This window comes from Bradyrhizobium sp. dw_78 (assembly GCF_018449525.1).
Classification (GTDB): domain Bacteria; phylum Pseudomonadota; class Alphaproteobacteria; order Rhizobiales; family Xanthobacteraceae; genus Bradyrhizobium.
In genome coordinates this window covers 388,878-411,475 of record NZ_JAAVUS010000003.1, presented here as the reverse complement: position 1 = coordinate 411,475, position 22,598 = coordinate 388,878, and the positions used below count along the sequence as shown (strand labels likewise).

The following is a 22,598-nucleotide window of genomic DNA, read 5'->3' as shown; positions in this document are numbered from 1 at the left end:
TAAAGCTGTCGTCGGGCAGCGGTCTATGCCGGATCGAAATAGTGCATCTCGAGCAGCAGGCAGCCCGCCTCGGACTTGAAGGGTCCGTGAAACGCACCGGGGGGCCTGCAGGCGTAGGTAAACGGCGAAAACGATTCCCCGCCCTTGCCCTGCTTGTCATTTCCAACGGTGAGATCGCCCGACACCAGGAACACCTCTTCCCAGTATTCATGGACGAACGGATCAACCGTGAATACGCCGGGATCGAATTTCAGAAGCCGGGTGCGGCTGCCCTTCTTGTTGGCCTCGTCCAGCGCTCCGGACAGGATCTTCTGCTTGATCCCCGACGGATAACCAGGCGGCACTTCCCAACCCGCATTCATATCGAGCGTATGGAATTCGTCATGCTTCTTGTTTACAGCCACGTCATCACCTCTTGCTTTATGCGTCTATCTGCCACCCGGAACGAGGTTCATCACCCGAGCACCGGCAATTTTTCGATCGTGTAGAGCTTTTTGATCGAGCGGCCGAGGCGCGGATCGACCAGCTCCATCTCAAAAACAGCCGACGGCCGCACGCCGCCAAGCGCCGCGAACGTCCCGCAAAACATCATCGTCTCCTCGGGAAGAGCCGCCCCGCCGTCGTAGCGCCCGATCAAATCGCCCGGAGATCGCATCGAGGCGATGGAGCCTTCCTGATAGAGAACGCGAACGCCGTCGCTCACAATGTAAGCGCGAAGCTGCAATTCGTCCCAGTGCGCCGCGACGTCGTCATAGGCCCAGAATTCATCGGCGATCGGCTTGTCGCACATCTGCTTGGACAGCGTGATGCCGATCGTCTCGGCCTCGCGGTCGGTGTGGTCGGAGCCCACGCCGACCCAAAGCCGTCCGCCCTTCTGGTACAGGACGAATTCAACCTCACCGCTCGACGTATCGCCAAGCACCTCGATCGCATCGCTAGTCGACAGCCGGGCTGCCGCGACGCGGTAAAAGATCGGGACCGTCGCCGGCCGTTTGACGCCCAACTTCTCCAGCTCGACAATGTGCTCCTCAAGCGCCACCGGATCCCTTCCGGTCCAGCCGGCGATCACGCATCTTTTAACGTCAACGGTCTCCGTCACCGTGGACTTCCCGTCGACAAACCTGAGTTTCAGACTCTGACCAGACATCGTTCTTTCCAACACGTTGAATTCAACCGAGCTCGGATGCCCGCTTCAGGCTCGCCATCATCGATATCTTTTGCAGATATTCGCGCGCCATCGCAGGCTCCGAGGCGGTCCGCGCCATTCGGACACGGAACTCTTCCTGATCCTTCGGGTCGCTCGCCTCGAGATTCCGCTTGTTCTCGATGGTTTGCCGCTGCACATGCTCCACGGTGACCAAGCGCCGCTGCAGGTCGTAGCGGTCGAGCTCGGCTTCCGGAGCCTCCTTGCGCCAGACCCGCGCCAGCCGGCCGCACAGATTGACGACGTCGTGAACGCCGCCATTCATCCCCATGCCGCCAAGCGGATTGTTGATATGCGCCGCATCCCCGGCAAGAAAGGCCCGCCCCTTCCGGAAGGAATCCGCGACGCGCTGATGCACGCGATAGAGCGTCGTATGGAGGATATTGGCTTCGGCCGCCGCCGGAATCAAACTGCCCAATGTCGAAACGGCGAATTCCCGGCTGGACGCCTCGTCATCGGACACCTCGACCGCGATCGGGAACATGACGCGCCACATTCCCGGAACCTGCAGCAGAAAATGCCATTGCCGCGGATCCGCCACGTAGCTGACCGACGAAAGATCCGGGAACGCTTCGAAAAAATCAAACGACGTCGAGACCACCAGAAAGCGCTCCGGCCAGGTGAAACCGGAGAAGGGGATGTCGAGCGCCTTGCGCACCGCACTTCTCGCGCCGTCGGCGCCGATCAGCCACAGCCCGCGGCGACGCTCGATCGAACCGTCGGGCTCGTGAATCTCGACCTCGACGCCGCTGTCGTCCTGGGTAACGCCTTCGACCCTCCGGTTGAATTCAATGCGGAGATTGTCGTCCGAACTGAACTTGTCGGCGATGATCCTCGTCAGCTTGAACTGCTCACTCTGGAGCCGATAGGGATGAGCCGTCAGATCGGCAATATCGCCGAAATCGAACTGCGCGATCGGGCCGCCACCCCTGGTCCGGTACTGCACGGTAGGGGCGACCAGACCTTGCGCGATCAGCGCATCGACCACGCCGATATCGCCCAGCATGTCGAGCGTGGGAGGATGGAACGTGGATGCGCGCGACTCGGTGCTGAGTTCCGCCGACGCCTCGAATACCGTCACCGGGATCCCCTGCCTTGCGAGGCTCGCGGCGGCAACCAGCCCCACCGGCCCCGCACCAGCGATAAAGACGCGCTTCTCTGTCTCCGGCAAGACCGTCCCTCTCTTCACGCCGGCCTGCCGCAGCAAGCGGGATTACTACGACAGTGATATTTTACTATATTTTCAGTGTCAATGCGGAGTTGCCCGGTTTCGCCGCCTGACCGGGCAGGCATTCCGGACATTTGATGCGGGCATTTTCTGCAGCGGCGCGGCCCAAATTTGAATTGCTTGTTTTCAACTTTGCCTGTTTCGGCATCCGCGTCGATAAAATACCGTAACTTACGTCTCGCCCATGATCATTCGAGGATATTCATGCAGGTGCGGTATCGGAGCGGCAACCCGCTCAGGTTTGCGCTCTCGAAGGCGACGCTCACCGACCATCTTAACGTCACGGCGGACCGTTTTCCCGATCTCGCCGCCTTGCAGTTTTTCGGGACCGCCCTCTCGTACCGGGCGTTCCGAATCGAGGTCGAGCGGTTCGCCGGCTGGCTTCAGCGCCGCGCGGGCCTGCAACGCGGCGACCGCGTCGCCCTCTATATGCAGAACTCGCCGCAATGGCTGATCGCGAGCTACGCCGTGCTGCGGGCGGACATGATCATTGTTCCGATCAGCCCCATGAACCGCACCAGCGAGGTCGCGCATTATCTGCGCGACAGCGGTGCGCGACTGATCGTCTGCGCGCAAGACCTCGCGGAGACCGCCATCGCCGCAGTCGGCGGATCAGGCGTCACGGATATCGTCGTCGCGACCTATGCGGACTATTTGCCCGACGACAGCGACTTCAAGCTGCCAGACTGGCTCACCGAGCCGTCGCGAACATTCGACGATTGCGTTGCCTGGCGCGACGTCATGGCCGCGGGTGAAACTCCGGACGCGCCGGTAGCCACGCCGGACGACGTTTGCGCCCTGCCCTTTACCTCCGGATCGACGGGCAAACCGAAAGCCTGCATGCTGACCCACGGGAACCTGGTGCATAACGCCATGGGCCTGACCTTCTGGCATGGGCTGCGGCCGGGCGACGCCTCGCTCGGGGCCGCGCCGATGTATCACGTGTCCGGCTTCAATCACGCGGTCACAAGTCCGGTATTCGCGGGAAGCACGGTCGTCATCCTGCCTCGCTGGGAGCGCGATCTTGCCACCCAGTTGATGGCCCGCTACGGCGTGACCCACGCGGCGCTCGCCCCCACTGCGGTGATCGATCTGCTCGCCAATCCGCGGCTGGCGGATTTCGATCTCTCCCGGCTTCGGCGCGTCACGTCAGGCGGCGCCGCCATGCCGGACGGGGTGTGGAAGCGGCTGCGCGACAGGCTCGGGCTGCCGTTCATCGAAGCCTATGGCATGACTGAATCGGCTGCGACCACGCATTTGAATCTTGTCGAACAGCCGCGGCCGCAATGCCTTGGCGTTCCGTTTTTCAATACCAGTTCCTGCATCATCGATCCTGCGACCGGTCAGGAGCTGCCGGTCGGCGAGGCCGGGGAAATCGCGGTATACGGCCCGCAGGTCTTCAAGGGATATTGGAACCAGCCTGACGCCACGCGCGAGGCCTTCATCGACGTCGACGGACAAACCTTCTATCGCACCGGCGACATCGGCTACCGCGACGCCGACGGCTTCTTCTACATGACCGATCGGGCGAAGCGCATGATCAACGCTTCCGGCCTCAAGGTGTGGCCGGCCGAAGTCGAAAATCTCCTCTATCAGCACGAAGACGTGGTCGAGGCCTGCGTGATCGGCATCAAGGATGCCTACCGAGGCGAGACCGTCAAGGCGCTGGTGCGGCTTCGGGACAGCGCCCGTGGTTTGCTCACGGAAGCGGCCTTCATCGAATGGTCGCGGCAGAAGATGGCCGCCTACAAATACCCGCGCGTGGTCGAATTCGTCGACACCCTGCCGAAATCGCCAGCCGGAAAAATCCTCTGGCGGGAACTGCAGGAAAAAGAGAACGCAAAGGAAATCCCGCCCTCATGATACTGCCACCGGAAACGCTCGGCCCGGAAGCCGCGTATCAGGCTGCGCTCGATCAGGGCCGGTTCTTCATCCAGCAATGCGCGGACTGTCGCCGTGCGGTGTTCTATCCCCGAACCATCTGCCCGCATTGTTCCGGCCGGATCCTGAAATGGATCGAACCGTCCGGACGGGGCACGGTGTATTCGGTGACGACTGTCAGGCGGAAGCCGGAGCATGGCGGCGACTACAATGTTTCGCTGATCGATCTCAGCGAAGGCGTGCGGATGATGAGCAGCGTTCGCGGCATTTCTCCGCATGAGGTCCAGATCGGAATGAGCGTTCGGGCGGAAATCGTTACCAACAACGGCAGCGGCCTTGTCGTCTTCAAGCCGGCAGATCAAACGTCATGAGCGATATTCGTTTGCGCGGGTCGACCGCGATCGCCGGCGTTGGGCTGGCCGGCTGCGGGGAAGCGCCGGGATTCAGCGAAATCGAAATTCTTGCGCTGGCCGCGCGCGCCGCCGTTGAGGATGCGGGCCTCAGTTTCAGCGATATCGACGGACTCTGTACGGCGAATCTGAGCGCGGCGATGTGGCCGCTCAACGTCGTGGAATATCTCGGGATCAGGCCAAGCTTCATCGAAGGCACCAATATCGGAGGATCGGCCTTCGTCGCCCATCTTCAGCCCGCGATGCTGGCGCTGACGGCCGGTATCTGCAACGCGGTCCTCGTGTGCTACGGCAGCACACAGCGCACCGCTGCGTTCGGCCGCAAGGAACGCACCGCCGCGCGCAACCTGCTGGACCCCGCCCCGTTCGACGCCCCGTATGAACCATTCAATCCACCGTCCGGCTATGCGCTGATCGCCGCGCGGCATATGCACGAATTCGGAACGACGCGCCGCCATCTGGCCGAGGTCGCCGTCGCGGCCCGCCGCTGGGCACAGTTGAATCCGGACGCCTTCGCCCGGTCGCCGCTGACGATCGAGGACGTCCTTGGCGCCAGGATGGTGTCGGATCCATTCACGGTCCACGATTGCTGCCTGGTGACGGACGGCGCCGGCGCCTTCGTGATGATGCGTTCGGACGCCGCCAAAGACAGGCCGCAGCAACCGGTCTATGTGCTGGGCCACGGCACGGCCGCGTGGCATCGCACGGCGTCGGGCATGAACGACCTGACGGTGACCCCTGCCCGCGATTCCGGCCAAAGAGCCTACGCCATGGCGGGACTACAGCCCGCTGACATCGATCTGCTCCAGCTTTACGACGCCTTCACCATCAATCCGATTCTGTTTCTGGAAGATCTCGGGTTCTGCGCAAAGGGCGAAGGCGGCCCGTTTGTCGAAGGCGGCACCATCGGTCCGGGAGGCCGGTTACCGGTCAACACCAATGGCGGCGGCCTCTCCTGCGTTCAGCCGAACATGTACGGCGTGTTCGCGATGATCGAGGCCGTGCTGCAACTGCGGGGCATCTGCGGCGCCCGGCAGGTCAGCGGCGCCACCACGGCGCTGGTCAACGGCAACGGCGGAAACGCGGCATCCAGCCAATCCACCGCCATTCTCGGCACGTCCGCGGCGCTGTGATTTCGCCGCGGATGATGTGAGACTGCGATATATGAGAGCCGATTCTGATCCAATCAGAACCGGCGTTTAAAACTCTAAAGACGCCGGTCGGGCGTGAGCTGCTTGCTGTCGACGCGCAGTTCGATAATGGCGGGCCGCTTCGCGGCCACCGCACGCTCGAAGGCCGCGGGAAAATCCTCGTGCTTGTCGATCGCTTCGCCATGCGCGCCGTAGCATTGCGCCAGGGCGGCAAAATCCGGATTGAACAGATGGGTCCCGCTGGACCGGCCGGGAAAATTGTTCTCCTGATGCATCCGGATCGAGCCGTACATCCCGTTATTGACGACAATGACGACGATCGGAAGTCCCTGTTGAACGGCGGTCGCGAATTCCTGCGAGGCCATCATGAAGCAGCCGTCTCCGGCCAGGCAGACCACCGTCCGCTTCGGAAAGCGCAGTTGCGCCGCAATCGCGGCCGGAAAGCCATACCCCATCGAACCCGACTTCGGCGCCAGTTGCGTTTTCGGCTTCCGGTACCGGTAAAACCGGTGAAGCCAGACCGTATAATTGCCCGCGCCGTTGGTGATGACGGCATCTTCCGGCAGGTGCTCGCGCAGATAGACGATGACCTGTGCCAGATCGAATCCGATGACGTCGGACTTCGTCTGCTGATAGGCAGCATAGTCGCGCCGCGTATCGGCGCGCCACCCGGCCCAGGCATCCGATTTCAAAGGCTCAAGCTTTGCAAGCGCATCGACAAAGAGCGATGCATTGGCCTGGATGCCGAGCGTCGGAATATAGACCCGCCCCAGTTCCTCGGGACCGGGAAACACATGAATCAGCGTCTGCTTCGGCGTAGGCACATCCAGCAGCGAATAATGCCCGGTGGTGATGTCGCCGAGACGGTCGCCGATGACCAGCAGACAGTCCGCCGCCTTCACGCGCGCCATCAGTACACGGCTGCAGCCAAGGCTGAGATCCCCGATATATTGCTCGCTGTCGTTGTTCAGGATGTCCTGGGAACGGAAGCCCGCGACCACCGGAATGTCGTTGCGAGCGACGAACGACTCGAACTTCTCGATCGCCTCCGGCGTCCAGCCCAGATTGCCGACGATGATCAGCGGGCGCTGGGCCTGTTGCAGCAGCGCCTTGACCTGCTGCATCTGGGCGTCGGACGGTCCCGCATGGACGACGCAGGCCGGCGCCGCGTCCGCGACGCCGCTGGTCGCGCTGAGCACATCTTCGGGAATCGACAGCACGACCGGCCCCGGCCGTCCCTGCATGGCGATCTGAACGGCACGGTTGACATATTCCGGGATCAAATCCGGGGATTCGATCTCGGCCACCCATTTCGTCATATCGTCGAAGGTGCGCGTATAGTTCATTTCCTGAAAGGCTTCGCGCCCCCGGTGCAGGCGCGGCACTTGGCCGATGATCAACAGCATCGGCGTCGAATCCTGATAGGCTGTATGCATCCCGACCATCGCGTGCATGGCGCCCGGCCCGCGGCTCACGATGCAGACTCCGGGCCTGCCAGAGATCTTGCCGTCGGCTTCGGCCATATGCGATGCCGTCGCTTCGTGACGGCAGACGATAAAGCGGACCTTCGCATCGGCGTCATGGACCGCGTCGAAGACCGGCAACGCGCTCTCGCCGGGCACCCCGAACATCGTGTCGATCCCGTTCAGCCGCAGCGCGGAGACGAGAATTTCGCCGCCGTTCCGCTCACGGACGCTCGACACCGCAGGTTTAACCGGATCGTGAATGTTCACAGCCTGAAACTCCCATCCAGCGCCCGGCATCGGGCGCGCGTTATGACCATCATTCCTGAAAGACTTCTTCCCGCCGGCGGCTGATCGAAGGCATCACCATCGAAATCAGCAGCGCCACGCTGAGCAACAGCAGCGCAAAACTGATCGGCCGTTGCAGGAAGATCATCGGGTCTCCGTGCGACGTAATCAGGCTGCGGCGAAAATTCTCCTCTACCATCGGTCCGAGCACGAATCCCATCAACAGCGGGGCCGGTTCCGCGTGGAGCTTGCGCAGGACATATCCCAACAGCGTGAAGCCGATCGTCAGATAGACGTCGAAGCTGGAATTGTTGACCGAGTACACACCGATCGCGCAAACCACGCAAATGATAAGATAGAGCACGCGGTAGGGCACGGCGAGCAGCCGAACCCAGATGCCGATCATCGGAAGATTGATGATCACGAGCATCACATTGCCCAAGAACATGCTCGCGATCAAACCCCAGAACAGGTCAGGCTGCCGCGAAATGATCATGGGTCCCGGCGCGATGCCGTGCAACGTCAAGGCGCCCACCATCAAGGCCATGGTCGCGCTGGTCGGAATTCCCATGGTCAGCAGCGGCACGAACGAGGTCTGCGCGGCGGCGTTGTTGGCCGATTCCGGACCGGCCACCCCTTCAATCGCGCCCTTGCCGAAGCGCGAGGGATCTTTCGCGATGCGTTTTTCGAGCGCGTAAGCCGAAAACGACGCCATGGTCGCGCCGCCGCCCGGAAGAATGCCGAAAACCGTTCCCAACAGGGTCCCCCGCATCACCGCGCCCCACGCGCCTTTCAGGACCCGGAACGAAGGCCAGATGCTACCGACCCGCGTGTGATTGACGATCCGGACCGAAACATCCTCGAGGTTGGAGATGACCTCGGCCACGCCGAACAGGCCCATCACCAGGGCAACGAAGTCGATGCCATCGGACAGTTCCACGAAGCCGAACGTCATGCGGGCTTCGCCGGTGTTGATATCCATCCCGACCATGCCAAGCAGCAGTCCGAGGAAAATCATGGAAATGGCGCGAAACACAGACCCGTTAGCCAGGACGACGGCGGAAACCAGCCCCAGCACCATCAGCGAGAAATAATCCGGCGAGGCGAATCGCTGGGTCATAAGCGCCAGCGGCGGCCCCAGAAGAGCGATCACCACCGTGCCGAAACAGCCCGCGATGAACGAACCGATCGCCGCAATCGCCAGCGCCTCGCCGGCGCGGCCCTGCTGCGCCATCTTGTAACCGTCGATGGCGGTCACGACCGAGGTCGACTCGCCGGGAATGTTGACGAGGATTGCGGTGGTCGATCCTCCATATTGCGCGCCGTAATAGATGCCGGACAGCATGATGATCGCGGCGGTCGGATCGAGCGCGAACGTCGCCGGCAGCAGCAGCGAGATGGTGGCAACCGGGCCCAGCCCCGGCAACACCCCGATCAGCGTTCCGCAAACGGCGCCGACGAGACAGAAGAAAAGATTTGTCGGCGTCGCGGCAACGGCGAAGCCATGCCCGAGTAACCCGAAAACACTCATCATGGCAGGATGCTCACCGGAATCTGGAGAATCAGCACAAACACCACTGCGGAGACCACAGCGCAGCCGATACCGGTCAACACGCTTTGAAGAACGGTCGTTTCCCGGGAAGCAAAATGCGCGACGGCCACCTGCGCCAGGATTGCCACCATGATCCCCGCACGCTCAATCAGGAGTCCGAACGCGGCGAACGACAGCAGGATGAAAAACAGCGGCCTCAGATGGAATTCACCGACGGGCGGCGCATCGACGAACAGCCCCTTCACCAGAAGGCACAGTCCGAGACCAAGAAGAACAAGCGCAAGGCCGAGAGGAAAGTAACCGGGGCCCATCTCCAGGACGGTTCCGACTGTCAATGTGCGGATGTAACACAGCGCGATGATCGCGATCGCGGCCAGCAGCAATCCGGAAAGGAAGTCGATGTTTCCAAACCGCGTGATAGGTTTCATGAATTCGTCCCGTCGCAACCGCCATCCGAAGCAATCTCCGGCTGGCCGCATCCTGATTGAGTGTATTCCGGCTTGACTCCCGATGCGCCGCCGGGCGCATCGCTTTCGGATCAAGAATCCGCCGTCAGGTCTTCTTGTCCGCTATTTCCTTGAGCAGGCTTCTCCACTGCTCCAGTTCCTGGGCTATCCTGCTTCTGTATTCCGCCGGCGTCGTGAAAACCGTCGAGGCACCCGCGATCGCCATGCTCTTCTGCACGTCGGGATCAGCCGCCATCTTCTTGAAGACACCGGAGAGCTTGTCGATGATGGCGTCCGGCGTGCTGGCGGGCGCCAGAATACCGTTCCAGGATTCCGCGCTATAACCCGGCAGGACCGTCTCGGCGATGGTGGGAAGCTGCGGCGCGAACTCGCTTCGTTGCGTCGACGTCACGGCCAAGGCGCGAACCGTGTTGGCCTCCATCTGAGGCAGCGCATCTGTCATGTTCGTGAACGCCAGATTGACCTCGCCGGAAACCACGGCAGCCGTGGCCGGCGAGCCGCCCTTGAAAGGAACATGCGTCATCTTGGTGCCGGTGCGCGCCTGGAACAGCGCTACCGAGAAATACATCAGGCCGCCCGCGCCGCTCGATCCAAAATTCAACTGGCCCGGATGATCCTTGGCGTAGCTCACCAGATCCTGGATCGATTTTATCGGAAGCGACGGATTCACGATCACGGTCTGCGGAATGGTGCTGACGATGCTGATCGGCTTGAAATCTTTCAGCGGGTCATATTGAACGCCCTGCGCCACCGGGGAAATCGAGATCGCGCCCACGCTGCAAACACAAAGCGAGTAACCGTCGCCCGGCAATTTCGCAATGAGGTCGGTGCCGACAATGCCGCCGCCGCCCGCGCGGTTATCGACGATCACGGTCTGGCCAAGCGCCTTTTCAAGATAGTTCGCGGTAATCCGCGCCACGGCGTCGGTGTAGCCGCCCGGCGCATAGGGCACGACAAGCCGGATCGTTTTCGTCGGCCATTCTTCCGCCGACGCCACGGTGAAACCCATGGCCACCCATAATGAAAAGGCGGCTACGACAAGTCTCTTCATTCCGCGATCCTTCCAGTACCGAACAAGACAGCCCGCCGGCTGCATCGCCCCACGTCCACACCCACAGAGGGCTGTTTACGCTTGAAACAGCCACACGCGAAACGTCATGCAAGATCTATTCCCGCAACATCCAGCGCGCGCAGCGCAGCCGCCCGCCCCGAAGTAAACGTTTCGGCATCGACGTTCGTCTCGGCGAACTCGACACGGCGGAATTTTGCCTGGTCTTCAAACGGCACGGTGGCGTCGATGCCCAGCTTGGTGCGAATCCCATCCTTGCTGACGCGCACATATTCGTGCCCTCTCGCCCCCGGAATGAGAATGAGATCGGACGAAGCCTCCATCCGCGTCGCAATCGCGTATTCGACATCGATCGGGTCACGAATATCAATGTCGTGATCGACCATCGTGATGAGATCCAGATCCTTCAGGGCGCCGAATGCAGCCATCATCGCATTTCGCTGCAAACCATTGTGCTGGCGTGTCTGCTTCTTGACCTGGATCACGGCATGGAAGCGATGCAGCCCGCCGGATGTCATCTCCACGTCGGTCACGATCGGGACCGCCGACTGCAGAACCTTGAGCAGGCTGGCCTCAAGGACATATTTGCGCAGAATAATGGTCTCGCGTCCGAAGCCGTTGATCACATGATAGATCGGGCGCTTGCGCTGCGTGACGGCAGTGAATTGAAGCACCGGCGCGTCGGCAGCAGGCGCCGCGAAGCCGATGAACTCGCCGAACGGACCTTCCGGCGCGACCTGATCGACGAGGATTTTTCCTTCGAGAACGAATTCGCTCTCCGCCGGCACCAGAAGATCCTGCGACACGGCCTTGACGACCGTCAGCGCCTGTCCGGCAAGACCACCGGCGACAGCGAGTTCGTCCGCGGTTTCCGGCATCTGCGAACCCATCGTCGCCGCCGTGAAATGCAGCGCCAGATCGGTACCGATGCAGACCGCGACCGGCAACGCCTCGCCCCGCGCTTTAGCACGCTCGAAGGCGAGACGCAGATGACGCCCGAAATCGAGTTTGATGGCGACCCGGTCCGGTCCCAGCAGTTGCAACCGGTGATACGACGCGTTGTAGATGCCGGTGACGGGATCCTTGACGACGACGATTCCGGCGGTGACGTATCGGCCGGCATCTCCCGGCGCATGGAACAACGCAGGCAGGATCTTGCGGATGTCGAAGCCGGAGGTCATCACGACTTCATGAACGGGAGCATCCGTCACGACTTTCGGCGGGATCGGCGACCCCATCGCGCGCTGAACCACACCACGAATGCCGTTGAAGTCGAGGCCGAAAGCCGCCTCGCAATTTTCCCTCGAACTGAGCAAATTGCCGATGACCGGGGTTTCGTATCCGATCACCGACGGAAACAGCAGCGCCTGACGACCATCCAGCTTTTTCAGAATCGCGGCGACTTCGAGATGCGGATCAGCCGGCTCGTTTGCAGGCGCCCGCCCCGCAACAGCGGCGGCCCGATCGTATGTCAACACGCGATCCTTCTGCGCCAACCGCAACAACGCGGAGCGAAATCGCGTGTCGAGAATATCTGACACCGGCATCCAGTTCGTATCTCCCAATTCACCGCGAAGTAAGCCAACCGACGGACAAGCCGACAAACGCCGGCCCTGTCCCTCAATATAAAAATACGATAGCTATGCCACAAAGGTAGTCAAGCCTGCTTCGCAAGCAGACCAAGGGCAAAATATGGGCGCTCGGATCACTCATCGCCCCCCCTCCGCAGGACGCCAACGGTCTCATCCATGAGCAGCGGAGGCGCATCGGCCTCGAATCAAGGCGCCTTTCCAAGGCACGGCCCCGCAGACAGCACGATTGCGGACATCCTCGCAGGTGATCGGATTCAGCGCTGATGTTTTTTCCGGCAATTGTTCCGCGAGGAACTCTTAGGACTGATCCTTACCCGCTCCGGAGTTCAATCCCGACCACCGGCTGACGGCGTCGTTCGGGATATCGAACAGGTCAAGCACGCGCCCCAACGTATGATCGACCATCTGATCAAGACTTTCGGGGCGCGCATAAAACGCCGGCACCGGAGGATAGATGATGCCTCCCATTTCAGCCACCGCGGTCATCGCACGCAAATGCCCGAGATGAAGCGGGGTCTCCCGAACCATCAAAACGAGGCGGCGATGCTCTTTCAGGACAACGTCGGCAGCCCGCGTCAGCAAGGATGAGGTTACGCCGGTTGCGATCTCCGAAAGACTGCGGATCGAACATGGCGCAACGACCATCCCGAGCGTCTTGAACGATCCGCTAGAAATCGAAGCCCCGATGTTGTCCACTTGGTGGACGACATCCGCCAGCGCGATCACGTCACTCAGCTTCACATCGGATTCCTGCGCCAGCGAAACCCGTGCGGACCGGCTCACGACAAGATGGGTTTCAACCGGAGTTGGCTTCAACAACTCCAGGAGCCGAACGCCATAAATTGCGCCGGAGGCTCCGGTGATCCCAACGATCAATCGTTGTGGCGATGTGCTCATCAAATACGCAATCCAGTCACTGATATCGCTCCTTGCAGGAACGGGGGAGTGCCCCGCCGACTCGACAGTCCGGTTTGACCGGAACGACCCAAGGGGACGCCCGTCCTTTTACAGCGGGCACCCGCCTAAAACCAGCATGGGGATTTGCCGGATCGTTCTCCCGATATATCTTTATTATAAAGCTAGATAGGAAAATAGAAGTGCTCGGCGGCAGGGCACTGCCTTGCATTTTCGGCAACTGCATGCGAATCGATTCAACTTGACAGTTGCTCGCCTCAAGACGGCCTCGTCCGGAGATCGAATGGTCACGAAAGCCAGATCAAAGAAAGTCGTTCACGAGCCCACGGTTTCACGGCCCGAGCTTCTGGTCGGCGGTTCAGACGAAGCATTTCGCCAGTTCCTCCACGACACGCTGGCCTTCGCCGCCCGCCTGCAGGAAATACGCAACCAGATTGGCCAGGTGATCGGCCTTTCCGGCACCCAGTACACCGTTCTGATCGCGATCGCCCATTTGAGCGGAAACGAAGAGAAGGTCGGGGTCAACCTGGTCGCCGACCACCTGCACTTCAGCGGCGCTTTCATCACCATCGAAATCAACAAACTGGTGGCCGCCGGCCTGGTCGAAAAGGCGACCGACGCCGAGGATCGGCGCCGGGTCGTTCTGACCATCACAGCCAAAGCGAGAGCACTGCTCAATGAGCTTGCGCCGGTTCAACGGCCGGCAAATGACATGCTGTTCAGCTGTCTTTCCGCGAACGACTTCAAGAAACTTCGCAAGGTGATGTCCGATCTGGTCCGGACCGCCGATCAGTCCATCCGGTTGCTGGACTACACATCGCCTGCCTTGCAGGCAGGTTCACCGCGCCAGTAGAAGAGGCCGGCGGCAAGATTCATCCGCTGCAGCCCCACCGGGCACCGAGAGAATTGGAGCGGGCGAAGGGAATCGAACCCTCGTATGCAGCTTGGGAAGCTGCCGTTCTACCATTGAACTACGCCCGCAGATTTGCCTCTCCTGATTACCCGAGACTGCGCGCGCCGCCAAGCGGGTTGATGACCTGCTATGGCTGCCCCTCCCCCCTAGTCCAGGGCCGGATTTTCCGGATGCCCGTCGCAACCATGGCGCCGGCCCTAACTAAACGGCCGAGATCCATTGCGCATGGGCTGCGCCCTTGTGACCCATCGGAAACTCCGGATAAGTTGCAGACACGCCGGCATGTGATCGGATATCACCTGATTCCCGCAGAAGACCGGCCCGATGCATCGGGCTCGCGGTTGGGACCGGCCATTCAATCAGGCCATCCTTGCGGATGGCCATGGGATCCCTCCTGGGATGATCGAGCTTCGACAGTTCAAGCAATTTATCGCCGTCGCGGAAGAGCTGAGCTTTCGTCGCGCGGCTGAGCGGCTGAACATGGCCCAGCCGCCGCTTACGTCAACGATTCAACGGATCGAAGATGAAATCGGCACAACCCTGATCGAACGGACAAACAGGATCACGCGGCTGACCGAGGCCGGCCAGATTTTCCTGAAGGAGGCTCGCAGAACGGTCGAACAGGCCGAGCGCGCCATGTTGGCCGCACGTCAGGCCGGCGAAGGGTTGACCGGCCTGCTGCGAATAGCGTTCGTCGCAAGTGCAGCCCGAGAGATTCTTCCCGCGATCCTGCTGCGTTTTCGCGAACACTACCCGCAGATCAAACTCGAACTGCGGGAGGCGATGACCGGACAGCAAATCGAGTTGCTGCAAAAGAGTAGCATCGATCTCGGCTTCGTCATTCCTCCGCTGCAAGACGCACAATATCTGAAATCTGAAATCGTGGCACAAAACCGCTTGGTCGCCGCGATCCCTGAAGAGCACCCGCTGGCGCAAAAGGAAGAAATTGCGCTGACGGATATGGCCAGCGAATCCTGGATCCTGTTTCCGGAACGCCAAGGCCCGGGTCTTCACCGCATCATTCACACCGCCTGCCTACAGGCGGGCTTCTTCCCGTTGGTCGGTCAGGAAGCCCCGCAAATGGATACAATCGTGAGCCTCGTTGCCGGAGGCATGGGCGTCGCTTTGGTCTCGCGCGCGCTGGTGAAAGGCGGACGTCAAGGCGTTGCGTTCCGCGAATTGACGGGAGCCGGAACTCCCGTCCAGTTCGAACTCGCCATCGCCTATAAGGAACTTTCTCCGGTCATCGAGGCCTTCATCGCCGCCACACGCCTGCAATCCAAGCTGACCATGCTTTAAGATACTCGGTGGCGACGACCTACAGCCCAGATCAGCACCATCGAAACCACCAGCAAGGCTGTGACATAGAAAAGTCCGGCGTTGAAATTGCCCGTCAGGTCACGAAGTATGCCGATCACCGCCGGGCTTACCGCTGACCCGAGCAGCCCCACCGCGCTGATGAGCCCGATGCCGGCCGGCCTCGCTTCCTCGGAGAGAATCGCCTGGGGCAACGTCCAAAAAACACTCATGGCGCAAAACGCCCCCGACACCGTGAAGATGAGTCCCGCCAGCCGGAGTTCAGGCTGCGAAAAATAGATCACCATCAGCCAACCGACCGCAGCCATTATCAGGGCTGTGATCACGTGCCCCTTTCTCTCCTGCGTCCTGTCCGAATTTCGCGTCCAGATCGGCATGAGGATGAGCGCACAGACGGCCGGAATCGCCGTGACAAGTCCCACGGATGTCAGCGAATACGTTTTCAGAACATCGCGCACAATCGTGGGAATCCAGGTGGCGTTGGCGTTGATCGTGTTGACTAGACAGAAATATGCCACGGCCAGCAGAAGAATACTGGGCTCCATCACTTGCTTGAGAATCGACGGCTTTTGCCGTACCGGGCCCGCAATTCGTTCCTCTCTGACGAGTGAAGCGAGCGCAGCCTTTTCGCCCTCGGCAAGCCAGCTTGCGTCGCTCGGCCTATCGGTCAGGTAGAAATAAGAAGCCAAGCCGAGAACGACAGCGGGAAGTCCCTCGCACAAGAACATCCACCGCCAACCTTGAAGGCCCATGGCGCCGTTAAAATGCTCAAGGATGAGGCCTGATATGCCTCCGCCAAGGGCCATGGCGACGGGTTGCGCCATCATGAGGTATCCATTGGCGCGGGCCCGATGCGAATTCGGGATCCAGTACGTCAGGTAAAGCAGCACACCCGGAACGAAACCGGCCTCGAGAACGCCGACGAGGAACCGTATGGCATAGAGGCTGTATGGTCCGACCACCAGCATGGTCGCCGCCGACGCCAGTCCCCAGGAGATCAGAATGCGCGCGATCCAGACACGCGCACCGAAACGCGCCATCAGAAGGTTGCTTGGAATTTCGCAGACCACGTATCCGAAGTAGAAGATTGAATTGGCCAGGCCGAAAACGGTCGCGCTGAACATCAAATCCTTATTCATCGACAGCGCCGCAAAGCCGATGTTGATCCGGTCCAGATAGTTGATGATGTACAAGACGAACAGGAAAGGGATGAGCCTTCGCCAGACCTTGCTGATGACTTCCCCGGATTTTGCTCGTTCGACCGAATAGTCCGCTGCGGCAATCGTCGACATGATCCCCCCCGTCGTTGAACGCGTTATTTTCCACGCGGCTTTTCTGAGCCGCTTCTGATTGGACGATGCCTATTGTCAGGCAAATCGGTCGCTGATCATTTCTGAACCAGCTTCTTCACCGGCGTAGGGTCGAGATTGAAAAGCCGTGCTGCATTCAGGCCGAGGATGTTGCGCTTGGCCTGCTCGTCGAGGAACGGCAGGTCGCAGATCTCTTGCGGCAGGTCGAAGTCGAAATGAGGCCAGTCCGACGAAAACATCAGCTGCGTCTCGGCCTTGATCATTTCGAACGTATTCTGCAAGGCCTTCGGGTGCGTCGTCTCCATCGGCTGCGTCGTATAGAAGCAGTTGGTGTTCATGTATTCGCTCGGCATGCGCTTGAGTTGAGGCGCTTCCGACGGCCGCATCAGATATTGATCGTCCAGCCGCTGCATCAGGAAGGGTATCCATGCCAGCCCGCTTTCGACCCACATGGACTTCAGCTTCGGAAAGCGCTCGGGAATTCCGTTGAGGATCCAGTTCGTCATGTGGACCATGTTGCACCACGCGAATCCGAGCGCGTGCATGCCGAGGAAACGGTTCACCGTGGCAAGCGACGGGTCCTGCCAATGATAGCCGGCGTGAAACGCGAGCGGCTTGCCGCGTTCCTCGATCATCGAATAGAGCCGCATATAGTCGTTGTGATGCACCGGCTTGTAGCGCGTGCTGGTCACGCAGAAGCCGATGACGCCCTTGTTGTCGCCAAACTCCTCTACCGCGCGCTCGGCTTCCTGCGGGGTATTGAACGGGAGATAGATCAAGGTCTTGATGCGATCATCGCCGGCAAGGATCCGCTCACTCATCCAGCGATTATAGGCGCGGCCAAGCCACACCTCCATTTCGGGCTGGGGGTGCATGCCGAGAAACAGCATCGGCGTCGGAAACACCACCATGTTGTCCACGCCAAGGGAATCCATCGCGCGGCGCGTCAGAACGACGTCGCGATGCACGTCCGTTTCAGTGACGGCCTCGCGCTGGTCATCCTGATGGGGGATGCGGCCGCCGACCGACTGATAACGCAGCCCGAGGTCGCCATTGAGGCCGTAGGGAGGGGCGCCGATCCGCTCCATCTGATACCGCATCGCGTTATCGCGAATCACGGGATCTTCGATGTAGGTGACGACTTCTTTCCAGGAGACCGACTCGACGTGATGGGCATCGATATCGACAATGAACCAGTCATCCAACCCACGCTTGATCGCATTGCGCTTGGCGTGCGCGAGCACATCGCGCGTATCGGTGTAAACATCGATCTGCTGCGTGGGCGCAAATTGCGGGTTGATCTTGCTCTGTATATTCATGATTTCGCTCCGGGATAATAACTGTCCTCGTCGGGCCGGCGGCGGTACCACAGCGCAAGCTCCATCGGACTCAAATGCAGCGCGCGCAGCATCTCGGCGACGGCGGACAACAGTTCAGTGGGAGTCATTTCGCTGTCGCGTTGACCGGCTATCGGCGGAAATGTTCTTTCTTCGCCATCCGATTTCGCGACATACAGCCTGATTGCCGCCGTCAGAATTTGCGCAACAGCCTCATCGGACACGCGATAGGCCTCATCGCTCGCGACCAGTTCGCGGGACGACCGCAACAGGTCGGGCGCCATGGCGTCGATCCAGCCATATGGATCGTTGCGGCGGCTGTCAGACGCGGACATAGATCTCTCCGTCCCGGATCGATATCTCCGCCTTGCGCAGACGAATGCGCGGATTGCCCTGGTGGGCTCCCGTCTTGATGCTGTATTCGTAGCCATGCCATGGGCAAACAATGTTGAACTCGGCCTCGTCATAGGCCTGGGCACGGACCGTGTGGTCCTCCGCGACCGGCTCGAGCACCCTTTTCATGATGCGGCCCTGGCAGATCGGTCCGGCGCGATGCGCACAGCGGTTATGCCAAGCGTAGAATTCGCCATCGATCTTGAAGACACCCACCTCGGACTCGCCACAGACGACAACCTTGCGGTCGCCGTCAGCATAGTCCGAGACTCTTCCGGCATTGTATTCGGTCATGCTTCCTCACCCTGTGCGTATCTGCCCCGATCAGAAATCGGCGACCGCAACGAACCTCGTTAGAAGCATTCTTAGTGGCCGGGCCAACCTCAGCAATATTCGTTTCGTGAAGAAGCGATACGCCGCACGTATGGTGCGCCGCACATGATCGCGCGGAGGGCGAAACGGCCCCGTTTGGGCACCACATCGGGTGGTTCGACGCCAAAAGCGATATGAACCATCGACATACGTCAACTAAAGTCTAAGCATTTCCTGCGTTGCAGCGGGGCCGTTTCGCCATTTCGCCACATGAACATACCGAATGATACGGTAACCTACCGGTGTGACGGCGCGCTCATTCGATGGCGATACCGGTTGGCGCACAGAAAATGGCCCCGCCGTCGGCCAGCGCAAAGCCGGCCAGCATATGTGCCAAGAACCCTGCAATCGGCCCCGACGGCGGTTCCAAACAGGCCACTCTTCGCAGCGCTGCATGGACATGGCCTGCCAGCCGCCGAACCTCGGCGCCTTGCGAGCCAAACCCGCCATCCCCTTCTCACAGGACCACGCGAAAGTCCTTACAGCGCCACGTAGAGATTCTGAAATCTCTCTGAAATCCTTCCGATAGAGCCAACATTGAAGCGAAAAGACGCCGATTTGGCAGACGATCGGGGCAATCCCTCGATTCCCGGCCACCCGCACCGATAGCTGCAGGTGGATCGTCGGAGCCAGCCTTGTCCGTTGAGCGGCTTCCCGATTGGTTCGATCTGAGACATGAATTTGTCTTCAGGGCGGCACGGCTCACTGCGCCAAACCTCCGGCTGGCGGCGACGAGATCGTGACCGCATCGGCGATGACATTCCAGAATTTTGCTGCTATCTCCCGCGGTCTTACCTCAGCTTTCGAAGTCGTAGGAACGCTTGATCCGTTTTGCAGGCCATGAACTCGATCTGCAGCGAGGCGAGTTGCGCGGTCGTGACGGCGAAGCGATCAGGCTGCGGCCTAAATCCTTCGCCATGCTGCATTTGCTTGCTACCAGCGGCAGGCGGGTCCTCTCCAAGCAGGAGCTGATCGAGGCGATTTGGCCGAACGTCCATGTCGGCGAAGACAGCCTGTTCCAATGCATCCGCGAGATTCGAACCGCGCTTGGCGATGATCGGCGCGAGCTGGTCCGCCTGGTATCGGGGCGCGGCTATCTGTTTGATACCGAAATATCGAGCGAATCCAGCCCTGCAGCCGCCACCGACGAGCCGGAAGCGGCTGCCATTGCAACAGATAGCGAACTGGAAGCCGCGGCTGCAACGCCGCCGGTGCTCATGGGGCCAAGGAGGCATAAGCTTCATCCGTTCGGGCTGCGTGGCTCGTCGGCGTTCGCCGTCATCGCAGGTCTCGGTACCCTCATCGGGCTTGCCGCCGTGCCGATCTTCGGACCGATCTCCCTCTTTGGACGAAAGCCCCCCATCATTGCCGTGATGCCGATCGCCGCAAGCGGCGACCAGCAGTTTGCCGCGGTGGCGGCCGGCGTCACCGAGCGCCTTGTCGATGGTCTGGCAAAGATCGATCGAATCCGGGTGGTGGCACCGCAGGGCAAGTCCGCCGACCCAGCCGACCTCGTCGTAAGCGGCGAGTTGCAGCAGAGCGCGGGTTCCTGGCAAATGCAGGCGCGCATGACCTCTGCAGCCTCCGGCGAAGTGCGGTGGACCACGTCGGTTGGGCTCGACGCAGCCGCGGGAGATTTGGCTAGCCAGCAATCTCGCCTCGCCGCAAGACTCGGTCATCCCCTGGCGCTTCGCCTCAACGCGCTGCTCAATTCCGGCGGTCCGAAGCAAGGCGGAAACGACGGCGAACCGCTTGACGACAGCGCCGAGGTCGTGATCCAGCAGGCAACGGCCGTCATCAACCAGACCACGCCGGACCGCTTTCGCGCCGCGCAAGCCATGCTGGAGAAAGCGCTTGCAACCGACGCCGACAATGTCGACCTCGAAGTCGCACTTGCCAGTCACCTCATGCGTGGCGTTCAGACAGTCTGGTACGATCCGGCCGATATCCCCGCGACGGAAAACCGGGCACGGTCGATCCTGGATCACGCCTTGCAGCTCAAGCCACGCTATATTCCGGTCCTCGAAGCCTATTGCCGTTTTCTCACGGCAACCAACAACATCTCCGAAAGTCTCATCGCCTGCGCCAAGACGTTGAGTTTGGATCCCTGGGATGGCACAGCGCTGTTCAATCTGGGTTTGGCGGAAACGCTGCAAGGCCGCTTCGACGAGGCGCTGGCGACGTTCAAACAGGCCGACGAGTACGACACTCCGCAAGTTTCGCGCTGGACCTGGCTGCTAGGAGCGGGAATGGCCTGCGCCTTGCTGGAACGCTATGACGAGGCGGCCCACTGGCTGGAGCAATCACTGGCAATTACGCCCGGTACAGGCCGCACGCAAATTCTTTTGGCCGCCGTCTATCATCAGCTCGGACGAGATCAGGAAGCAAAGGCAACGATGGCGAAAGCGCTCGAACTACGACCCGGCTCGAACGCGACCAACGTCTCACTGCCGACCAAGAATGCCAGCCCGATTTTTCTCACCGGGAATAATCGAATCATCCGACTCGCTGTCGAGGCAGGGCTGCCTGAACAATAGAGCGCGATAGCTTTAGGCTGGATCGCCATCGCGCTCTAGAAAGAGCCAGAACAGAGAAGCTTCAGCTTTAAGCCGGCTAAACCCGAAAATGCTTGGAAAGCTTCAGGCCCTGCGCCTGGTAGTTCGAACCGATGCGCTGGCCATACACGGCGTCGGGACGCGCCAGCATTTTTTCGTAGACCAGCCGGCCGACGATCTGGCCGTGTTCGAGGATGAACGGCACCTCGCGCGAACGCACTTCGAGCACCGCGCGCGACCCTTGCCCGCCGGCGCCGGCATAGCCGAAGCCGGGATCGAAGAAGCCCGCATAATGCACGCGGAATTCACCGACCAGGGGATCGAACGGCACCATCTCGGCGGCATAATCCGGCGGCACCTGCACGGCTTCCTTGGAAGCCAGGATATAGAACTCGCCGGGATCGAGAATGAGGCTGCCGTCGGGCCGCGCCAGGATCGGTTCCCAGAATTCGCCGACCGCATAGCCGCCGCGGCGATCGATATCGACCACGCCGGTATGGCGCTTGGCGCGGTAGCCGACGAAGCCGTTGGCGTTTTCGCCGGAGAGATCGACGCTCAGCGCGACGCCGCTGGCGAGATCGGCATCATCGATATCGACCAGCCGCTCGGCATCGTGCAGCGCGTCGAGCTCATCGGCGCTGAGGATGGCATCGCCGACGCGAAAGCGCACCTGCGACAGCCGCGAGCCTTCGCGCAGCAGCACCGGAAATGTCTTCGGGCTGATCTCGGCATAAAGCGGGCCGTGATAGCCGGCGCCGATCATGTCGAACCGACGCGTGCCGTCGGCGATCACGCGGGTGAACACGTCGAGCCGGCCGGTCGAGCTTTTCGGATTGGCGGCGGCGACGATGTTCGCCGGCAGCGCGAGGCTCTCCAGCAGCGGCACGATATAGACGCAGTTGGTCTCCAGCACCGCGCCGTCGCTCAGGTTGATTTCGTGCAGCTTCAATTCGTCGATGCGCTCGGCCACGGTCGCGCCGGGCCCCGGCAGGAAGCTGGCGCGCACCCGGTAGGCGATATCGCCCAACCGCAGGTCGAGGCTGGCCGGCTGGATCTGGCTTTCGACGAACGGGTAGGCCGGCAGGATCAGGCCGGCATCCGCCATCGCCGCGATCATGCGGTCGGGCAGAATGCCATTGGCACCGGGTTGAAGCGTGAACGACAATTCCTGATCCACCATG

At 60.9% G+C, this 22,598-nt stretch carries 20 protein-coding genes and 1 tRNA gene; 6 read left to right on the top strand and 15 right to left on the bottom strand.

The window, feature by feature from the left end; translation table 11 throughout:
* Positions 1–23: 23 nt before the first annotated feature.
* From HB630_RS10980 to HB630_RS10970, 3 genes are read right to left on the bottom strand one after another with little or no spacing between them, the layout of a single operon-like run.
* Positions 24–404, bottom strand: a complete 381-nt coding sequence (locus HB630_RS10980) for a cupin (RefSeq protein WP_213772249.1) — start codon at positions 402–404, stop codon at positions 24–26.
* 50 nt (positions 405–454) lie between these two features.
* A complete protein-coding gene (locus HB630_RS10975; RefSeq protein WP_213772248.1) occupies positions 455–1,147 on the bottom strand; it encodes a DUF2848 domain-containing protein in 693 nt (230 codons plus the stop codon).
* Positions 1,148–1,169: 22 nt separating this feature from the next.
* The gene (locus tag HB630_RS10970) at positions 1,170–2,375 is read right to left on the bottom strand and encodes an FAD-dependent monooxygenase (RefSeq protein WP_213772247.1); all 1,206 of its coding nucleotides are present in this window, start codon (positions 2,373–2,375) and stop codon (positions 1,170–1,172) included.
* A 261-nt stretch (positions 2,376–2,636) separates the two neighbouring features.
* Here HB630_RS10970 and HB630_RS10965 point away from each other — a divergent pair, with 261 nt between their 5' ends.
* The 3 genes from HB630_RS10965 to HB630_RS10955 are packed head-to-tail and all read left to right on the top strand — an operon-like array spanning position 2,637 to position 5,856.
* The gene (locus HB630_RS10965; RefSeq protein ID WP_213772246.1) at positions 2,637–4,295 is read left to right on the top strand and encodes a long-chain-fatty-acid--CoA ligase; all 1,659 of its coding nucleotides are present in this window, start codon (positions 2,637–2,639) and stop codon (positions 4,293–4,295) included.
* Positions 4,292–4,684 carry a Zn-ribbon domain-containing OB-fold protein gene (locus HB630_RS10960; RefSeq protein WP_213772245.1) on the top strand — a complete coding sequence of 131 codons (393 nt, stop codon included), beginning with the start codon at positions 4,292–4,294 and terminating at the stop codon, positions 4,682–4,684. Before HB630_RS10965 ends, HB630_RS10960 begins: the two co-directional genes overlap by 4 nt.
* Positions 4,681–5,856 carry a thiolase gene (locus HB630_RS10955; protein ID WP_213772244.1) on the top strand — a complete coding sequence of 392 codons (1,176 nt, stop codon included), beginning with the start codon at positions 4,681–4,683 and terminating at the stop codon, positions 5,854–5,856. The genes HB630_RS10960 and HB630_RS10955 overlap by 4 nt, the downstream gene beginning before the upstream one ends.
* A gap of 74 nt (positions 5,857–5,930) precedes the next feature.
* On the opposite strand, the gene HB630_RS10950 is transcribed toward HB630_RS10955, so the two are convergent.
* From HB630_RS10950 to HB630_RS10925, 6 genes are all read right to left on the bottom strand, one after another.
* Positions 5,931–7,607: a thiamine pyrophosphate-binding protein gene (locus tag HB630_RS10950; protein ID WP_346656068.1), complete on the bottom strand. Its 1,677-nt coding sequence runs from the start codon at positions 7,605–7,607 to the stop codon at positions 5,931–5,933.
* Between the two features lie 49 nt (positions 7,608–7,656).
* On the bottom strand, positions 7,657–9,156 hold the full coding sequence (locus HB630_RS10945) for a tripartite tricarboxylate transporter permease (RefSeq protein ID WP_213772423.1): 1,500 nt from the start codon (positions 9,154–9,156) through the stop codon (positions 7,657–7,659).
* Complete coding sequence (locus HB630_RS10940) at positions 9,156–9,560, bottom strand: tripartite tricarboxylate transporter TctB family protein (protein ID WP_213772242.1); 405 nt, start codon at positions 9,558–9,560, stop codon at positions 9,156–9,158. Before HB630_RS10940 ends, HB630_RS10945 begins: the two co-directional genes overlap by 1 nt.
* 169 nt (positions 9,561–9,729) lie before the next feature.
* Positions 9,730–10,695: a tripartite tricarboxylate transporter substrate binding protein gene (locus tag HB630_RS10935; protein WP_213772241.1), complete on the bottom strand. Its 966-nt coding sequence runs from the start codon at positions 10,693–10,695 to the stop codon at positions 9,730–9,732.
* A 104-nt stretch (positions 10,696–10,799) separates the two neighbouring features.
* Positions 10,800–12,260: a UbiD family decarboxylase gene (locus HB630_RS10930; RefSeq protein ID WP_213772240.1), complete on the bottom strand. Its 1,461-nt coding sequence runs from the start codon at positions 12,258–12,260 to the stop codon at positions 10,800–10,802.
* Between the two features lie 342 nt (positions 12,261–12,602).
* Entirely contained in the window at positions 12,603–13,202 is a 600-nt protein-coding gene (locus HB630_RS10925; RefSeq protein WP_213772239.1) for a UbiX family flavin prenyltransferase, read from the bottom strand.
* A gap of 301 nt (positions 13,203–13,503) precedes the next feature.
* Here HB630_RS10925 and HB630_RS10920 point away from each other — a divergent pair, with 301 nt between their 5' ends.
* The gene (locus tag HB630_RS10920) at positions 13,504–14,073 is read left to right on the top strand and encodes a MarR family winged helix-turn-helix transcriptional regulator (protein WP_213772238.1); all 570 of its coding nucleotides are present in this window, start codon (positions 13,504–13,506) and stop codon (positions 14,071–14,073) included.
* Between the two features lie 54 nt (positions 14,074–14,127).
* Here the strand turns inward: HB630_RS10920 and HB630_RS10915 are convergent.
* Positions 14,128–14,201 (bottom strand) — tRNA-Gly (locus HB630_RS10915).
* 256 nt (positions 14,202–14,457) lie between these two features.
* Here HB630_RS10915 and HB630_RS10910 point away from each other — a divergent pair.
* Positions 14,458–15,432, top strand: coding sequence for a LysR family transcriptional regulator (locus HB630_RS10910; RefSeq protein WP_249780787.1), 975 nt, complete (start codon positions 14,458–14,460; stop codon positions 15,430–15,432).
* Here HB630_RS10910 and HB630_RS10905 read toward each other — a convergent pair.
* The 4 genes from HB630_RS10905 to HB630_RS10890 all read right to left on the bottom strand — a co-directional run bounded on the left by HB630_RS10905 (position 15,429) and on the right by HB630_RS10890 (position 18,784).
* A complete protein-coding gene (locus HB630_RS10905; RefSeq protein WP_213772237.1) occupies positions 15,429–16,742 on the bottom strand; it encodes an MFS transporter in 1,314 nt (437 codons plus the stop codon). The two genes, HB630_RS10910 and HB630_RS10905, sit on opposite strands and share 4 nt — an antisense overlap.
* Positions 16,743–16,837: 95 nt before the next feature.
* Entirely contained in the window at positions 16,838–18,079 is a 1,242-nt protein-coding gene (locus HB630_RS10900; protein WP_213772236.1) for an amidohydrolase family protein, read from the bottom strand.
* On the bottom strand, positions 18,076–18,432 hold the full coding sequence (locus HB630_RS10895) for a hypothetical protein (protein ID WP_213772235.1): 357 nt from the start codon (positions 18,430–18,432) through the stop codon (positions 18,076–18,078). The genes HB630_RS10900 and HB630_RS10895 overlap by 4 nt, the downstream gene beginning before the upstream one ends.
* Positions 18,419–18,784: a Rieske 2Fe-2S domain-containing protein gene (locus tag HB630_RS10890; protein WP_213772234.1), complete on the bottom strand. Its 366-nt coding sequence runs from the start codon at positions 18,782–18,784 to the stop codon at positions 18,419–18,421. The genes HB630_RS10895 and HB630_RS10890 overlap by 14 nt, the downstream gene beginning before the upstream one ends.
* Positions 18,785–19,683: 899 nt before the next feature.
* Between HB630_RS10890 and HB630_RS10885 the strand changes: the two genes are divergently transcribed.
* Positions 19,684–21,399 (top strand): tetratricopeptide repeat protein, encoded by a 1,716-nt coding sequence (locus tag HB630_RS10885; RefSeq protein WP_213772233.1) that lies wholly within the window; start codon positions 19,684–19,686, stop codon positions 21,397–21,399.
* 76 nt (positions 21,400–21,475) lie between these two features.
* On the opposite strand, the gene HB630_RS10880 is transcribed toward HB630_RS10885, so the two are convergent.
* Entirely contained in the window at positions 21,476–22,582 is a 1,107-nt protein-coding gene (locus HB630_RS10880; RefSeq protein ID WP_213772421.1) for a 2'-deoxycytidine 5'-triphosphate deaminase, read from the bottom strand.
* Between the last annotated feature and the right edge of the window lie 16 nt (positions 22,583–22,598).

Excerpts from the sequence above, each read along its gene's own strand:
- HB630_RS10905 (WP_213772237.1), bottom strand. The coding sequence starts at position 16,742 with ATGTCGACGATTGCCGCAGCGGACTATTCGGTCGAACGAGCAAAATCC.
- HB630_RS10955 (WP_213772244.1), top strand. The coding sequence starts at position 4,681 with ATGAGCGATATTCGTTTGCGCGGGTCGACCGCGATCGCCGGCGTTGGG.
- HB630_RS10900 (WP_213772236.1), bottom strand. The coding sequence starts at position 18,079 with ATGAATATACAGAGCAAGATCAACCCGCAATTTGCGCCCACGCAGCAG.
- HB630_RS10935 (WP_213772241.1), bottom strand. The coding sequence starts at position 10,695 with ATGAAGAGACTTGTCGTAGCCGCCTTTTCATTATGGGTGGCCATGGGT.
- HB630_RS10960 (WP_213772245.1), top strand. The coding sequence starts at position 4,292 with ATGATACTGCCACCGGAAACGCTCGGCCCGGAAGCCGCGTATCAGGCT.
- HB630_RS10925 (WP_213772239.1), bottom strand. The coding sequence starts at position 13,202 with ATGAGCACATCGCCACAACGATTGATCGTTGGGATCACCGGAGCCTCC.
- HB630_RS10945 (WP_213772423.1), bottom strand. The coding sequence starts at position 9,156 with ATGAGTGTTTTCGGGTTACTCGGGCATGGCTTCGCCGTTGCCGCGACG.
- HB630_RS10965 (WP_213772246.1), top strand. The coding sequence starts at position 2,637 with ATGCAGGTGCGGTATCGGAGCGGCAACCCGCTCAGGTTTGCGCTCTCG.
- HB630_RS10930 (WP_213772240.1), bottom strand. The coding sequence starts at position 12,260 with ATGCCGGTGTCAGATATTCTCGACACGCGATTTCGCTCCGCGTTGTTG.
- HB630_RS10975 (WP_213772248.1), bottom strand. The coding sequence starts at position 1,147 with ATGTCTGGTCAGAGTCTGAAACTCAGGTTTGTCGACGGGAAGTCCACG.
- HB630_RS10910 (WP_249780787.1), top strand. The coding sequence starts at position 14,458 with ATGCATCGGGCTCGCGGTTGGGACCGGCCATTCAATCAGGCCATCCTT.
- HB630_RS10890 (WP_213772234.1), bottom strand. The coding sequence starts at position 18,784 with ATGACCGAATACAATGCCGGAAGAGTCTCGGACTATGCTGACGGCGAC.
- HB630_RS10895 (WP_213772235.1), bottom strand. The coding sequence starts at position 18,432 with ATGTCCGCGTCTGACAGCCGCCGCAACGATCCATATGGCTGGATCGAC.
- HB630_RS10920 (WP_213772238.1), top strand. The coding sequence starts at position 13,504 with ATGGTCACGAAAGCCAGATCAAAGAAAGTCGTTCACGAGCCCACGGTT.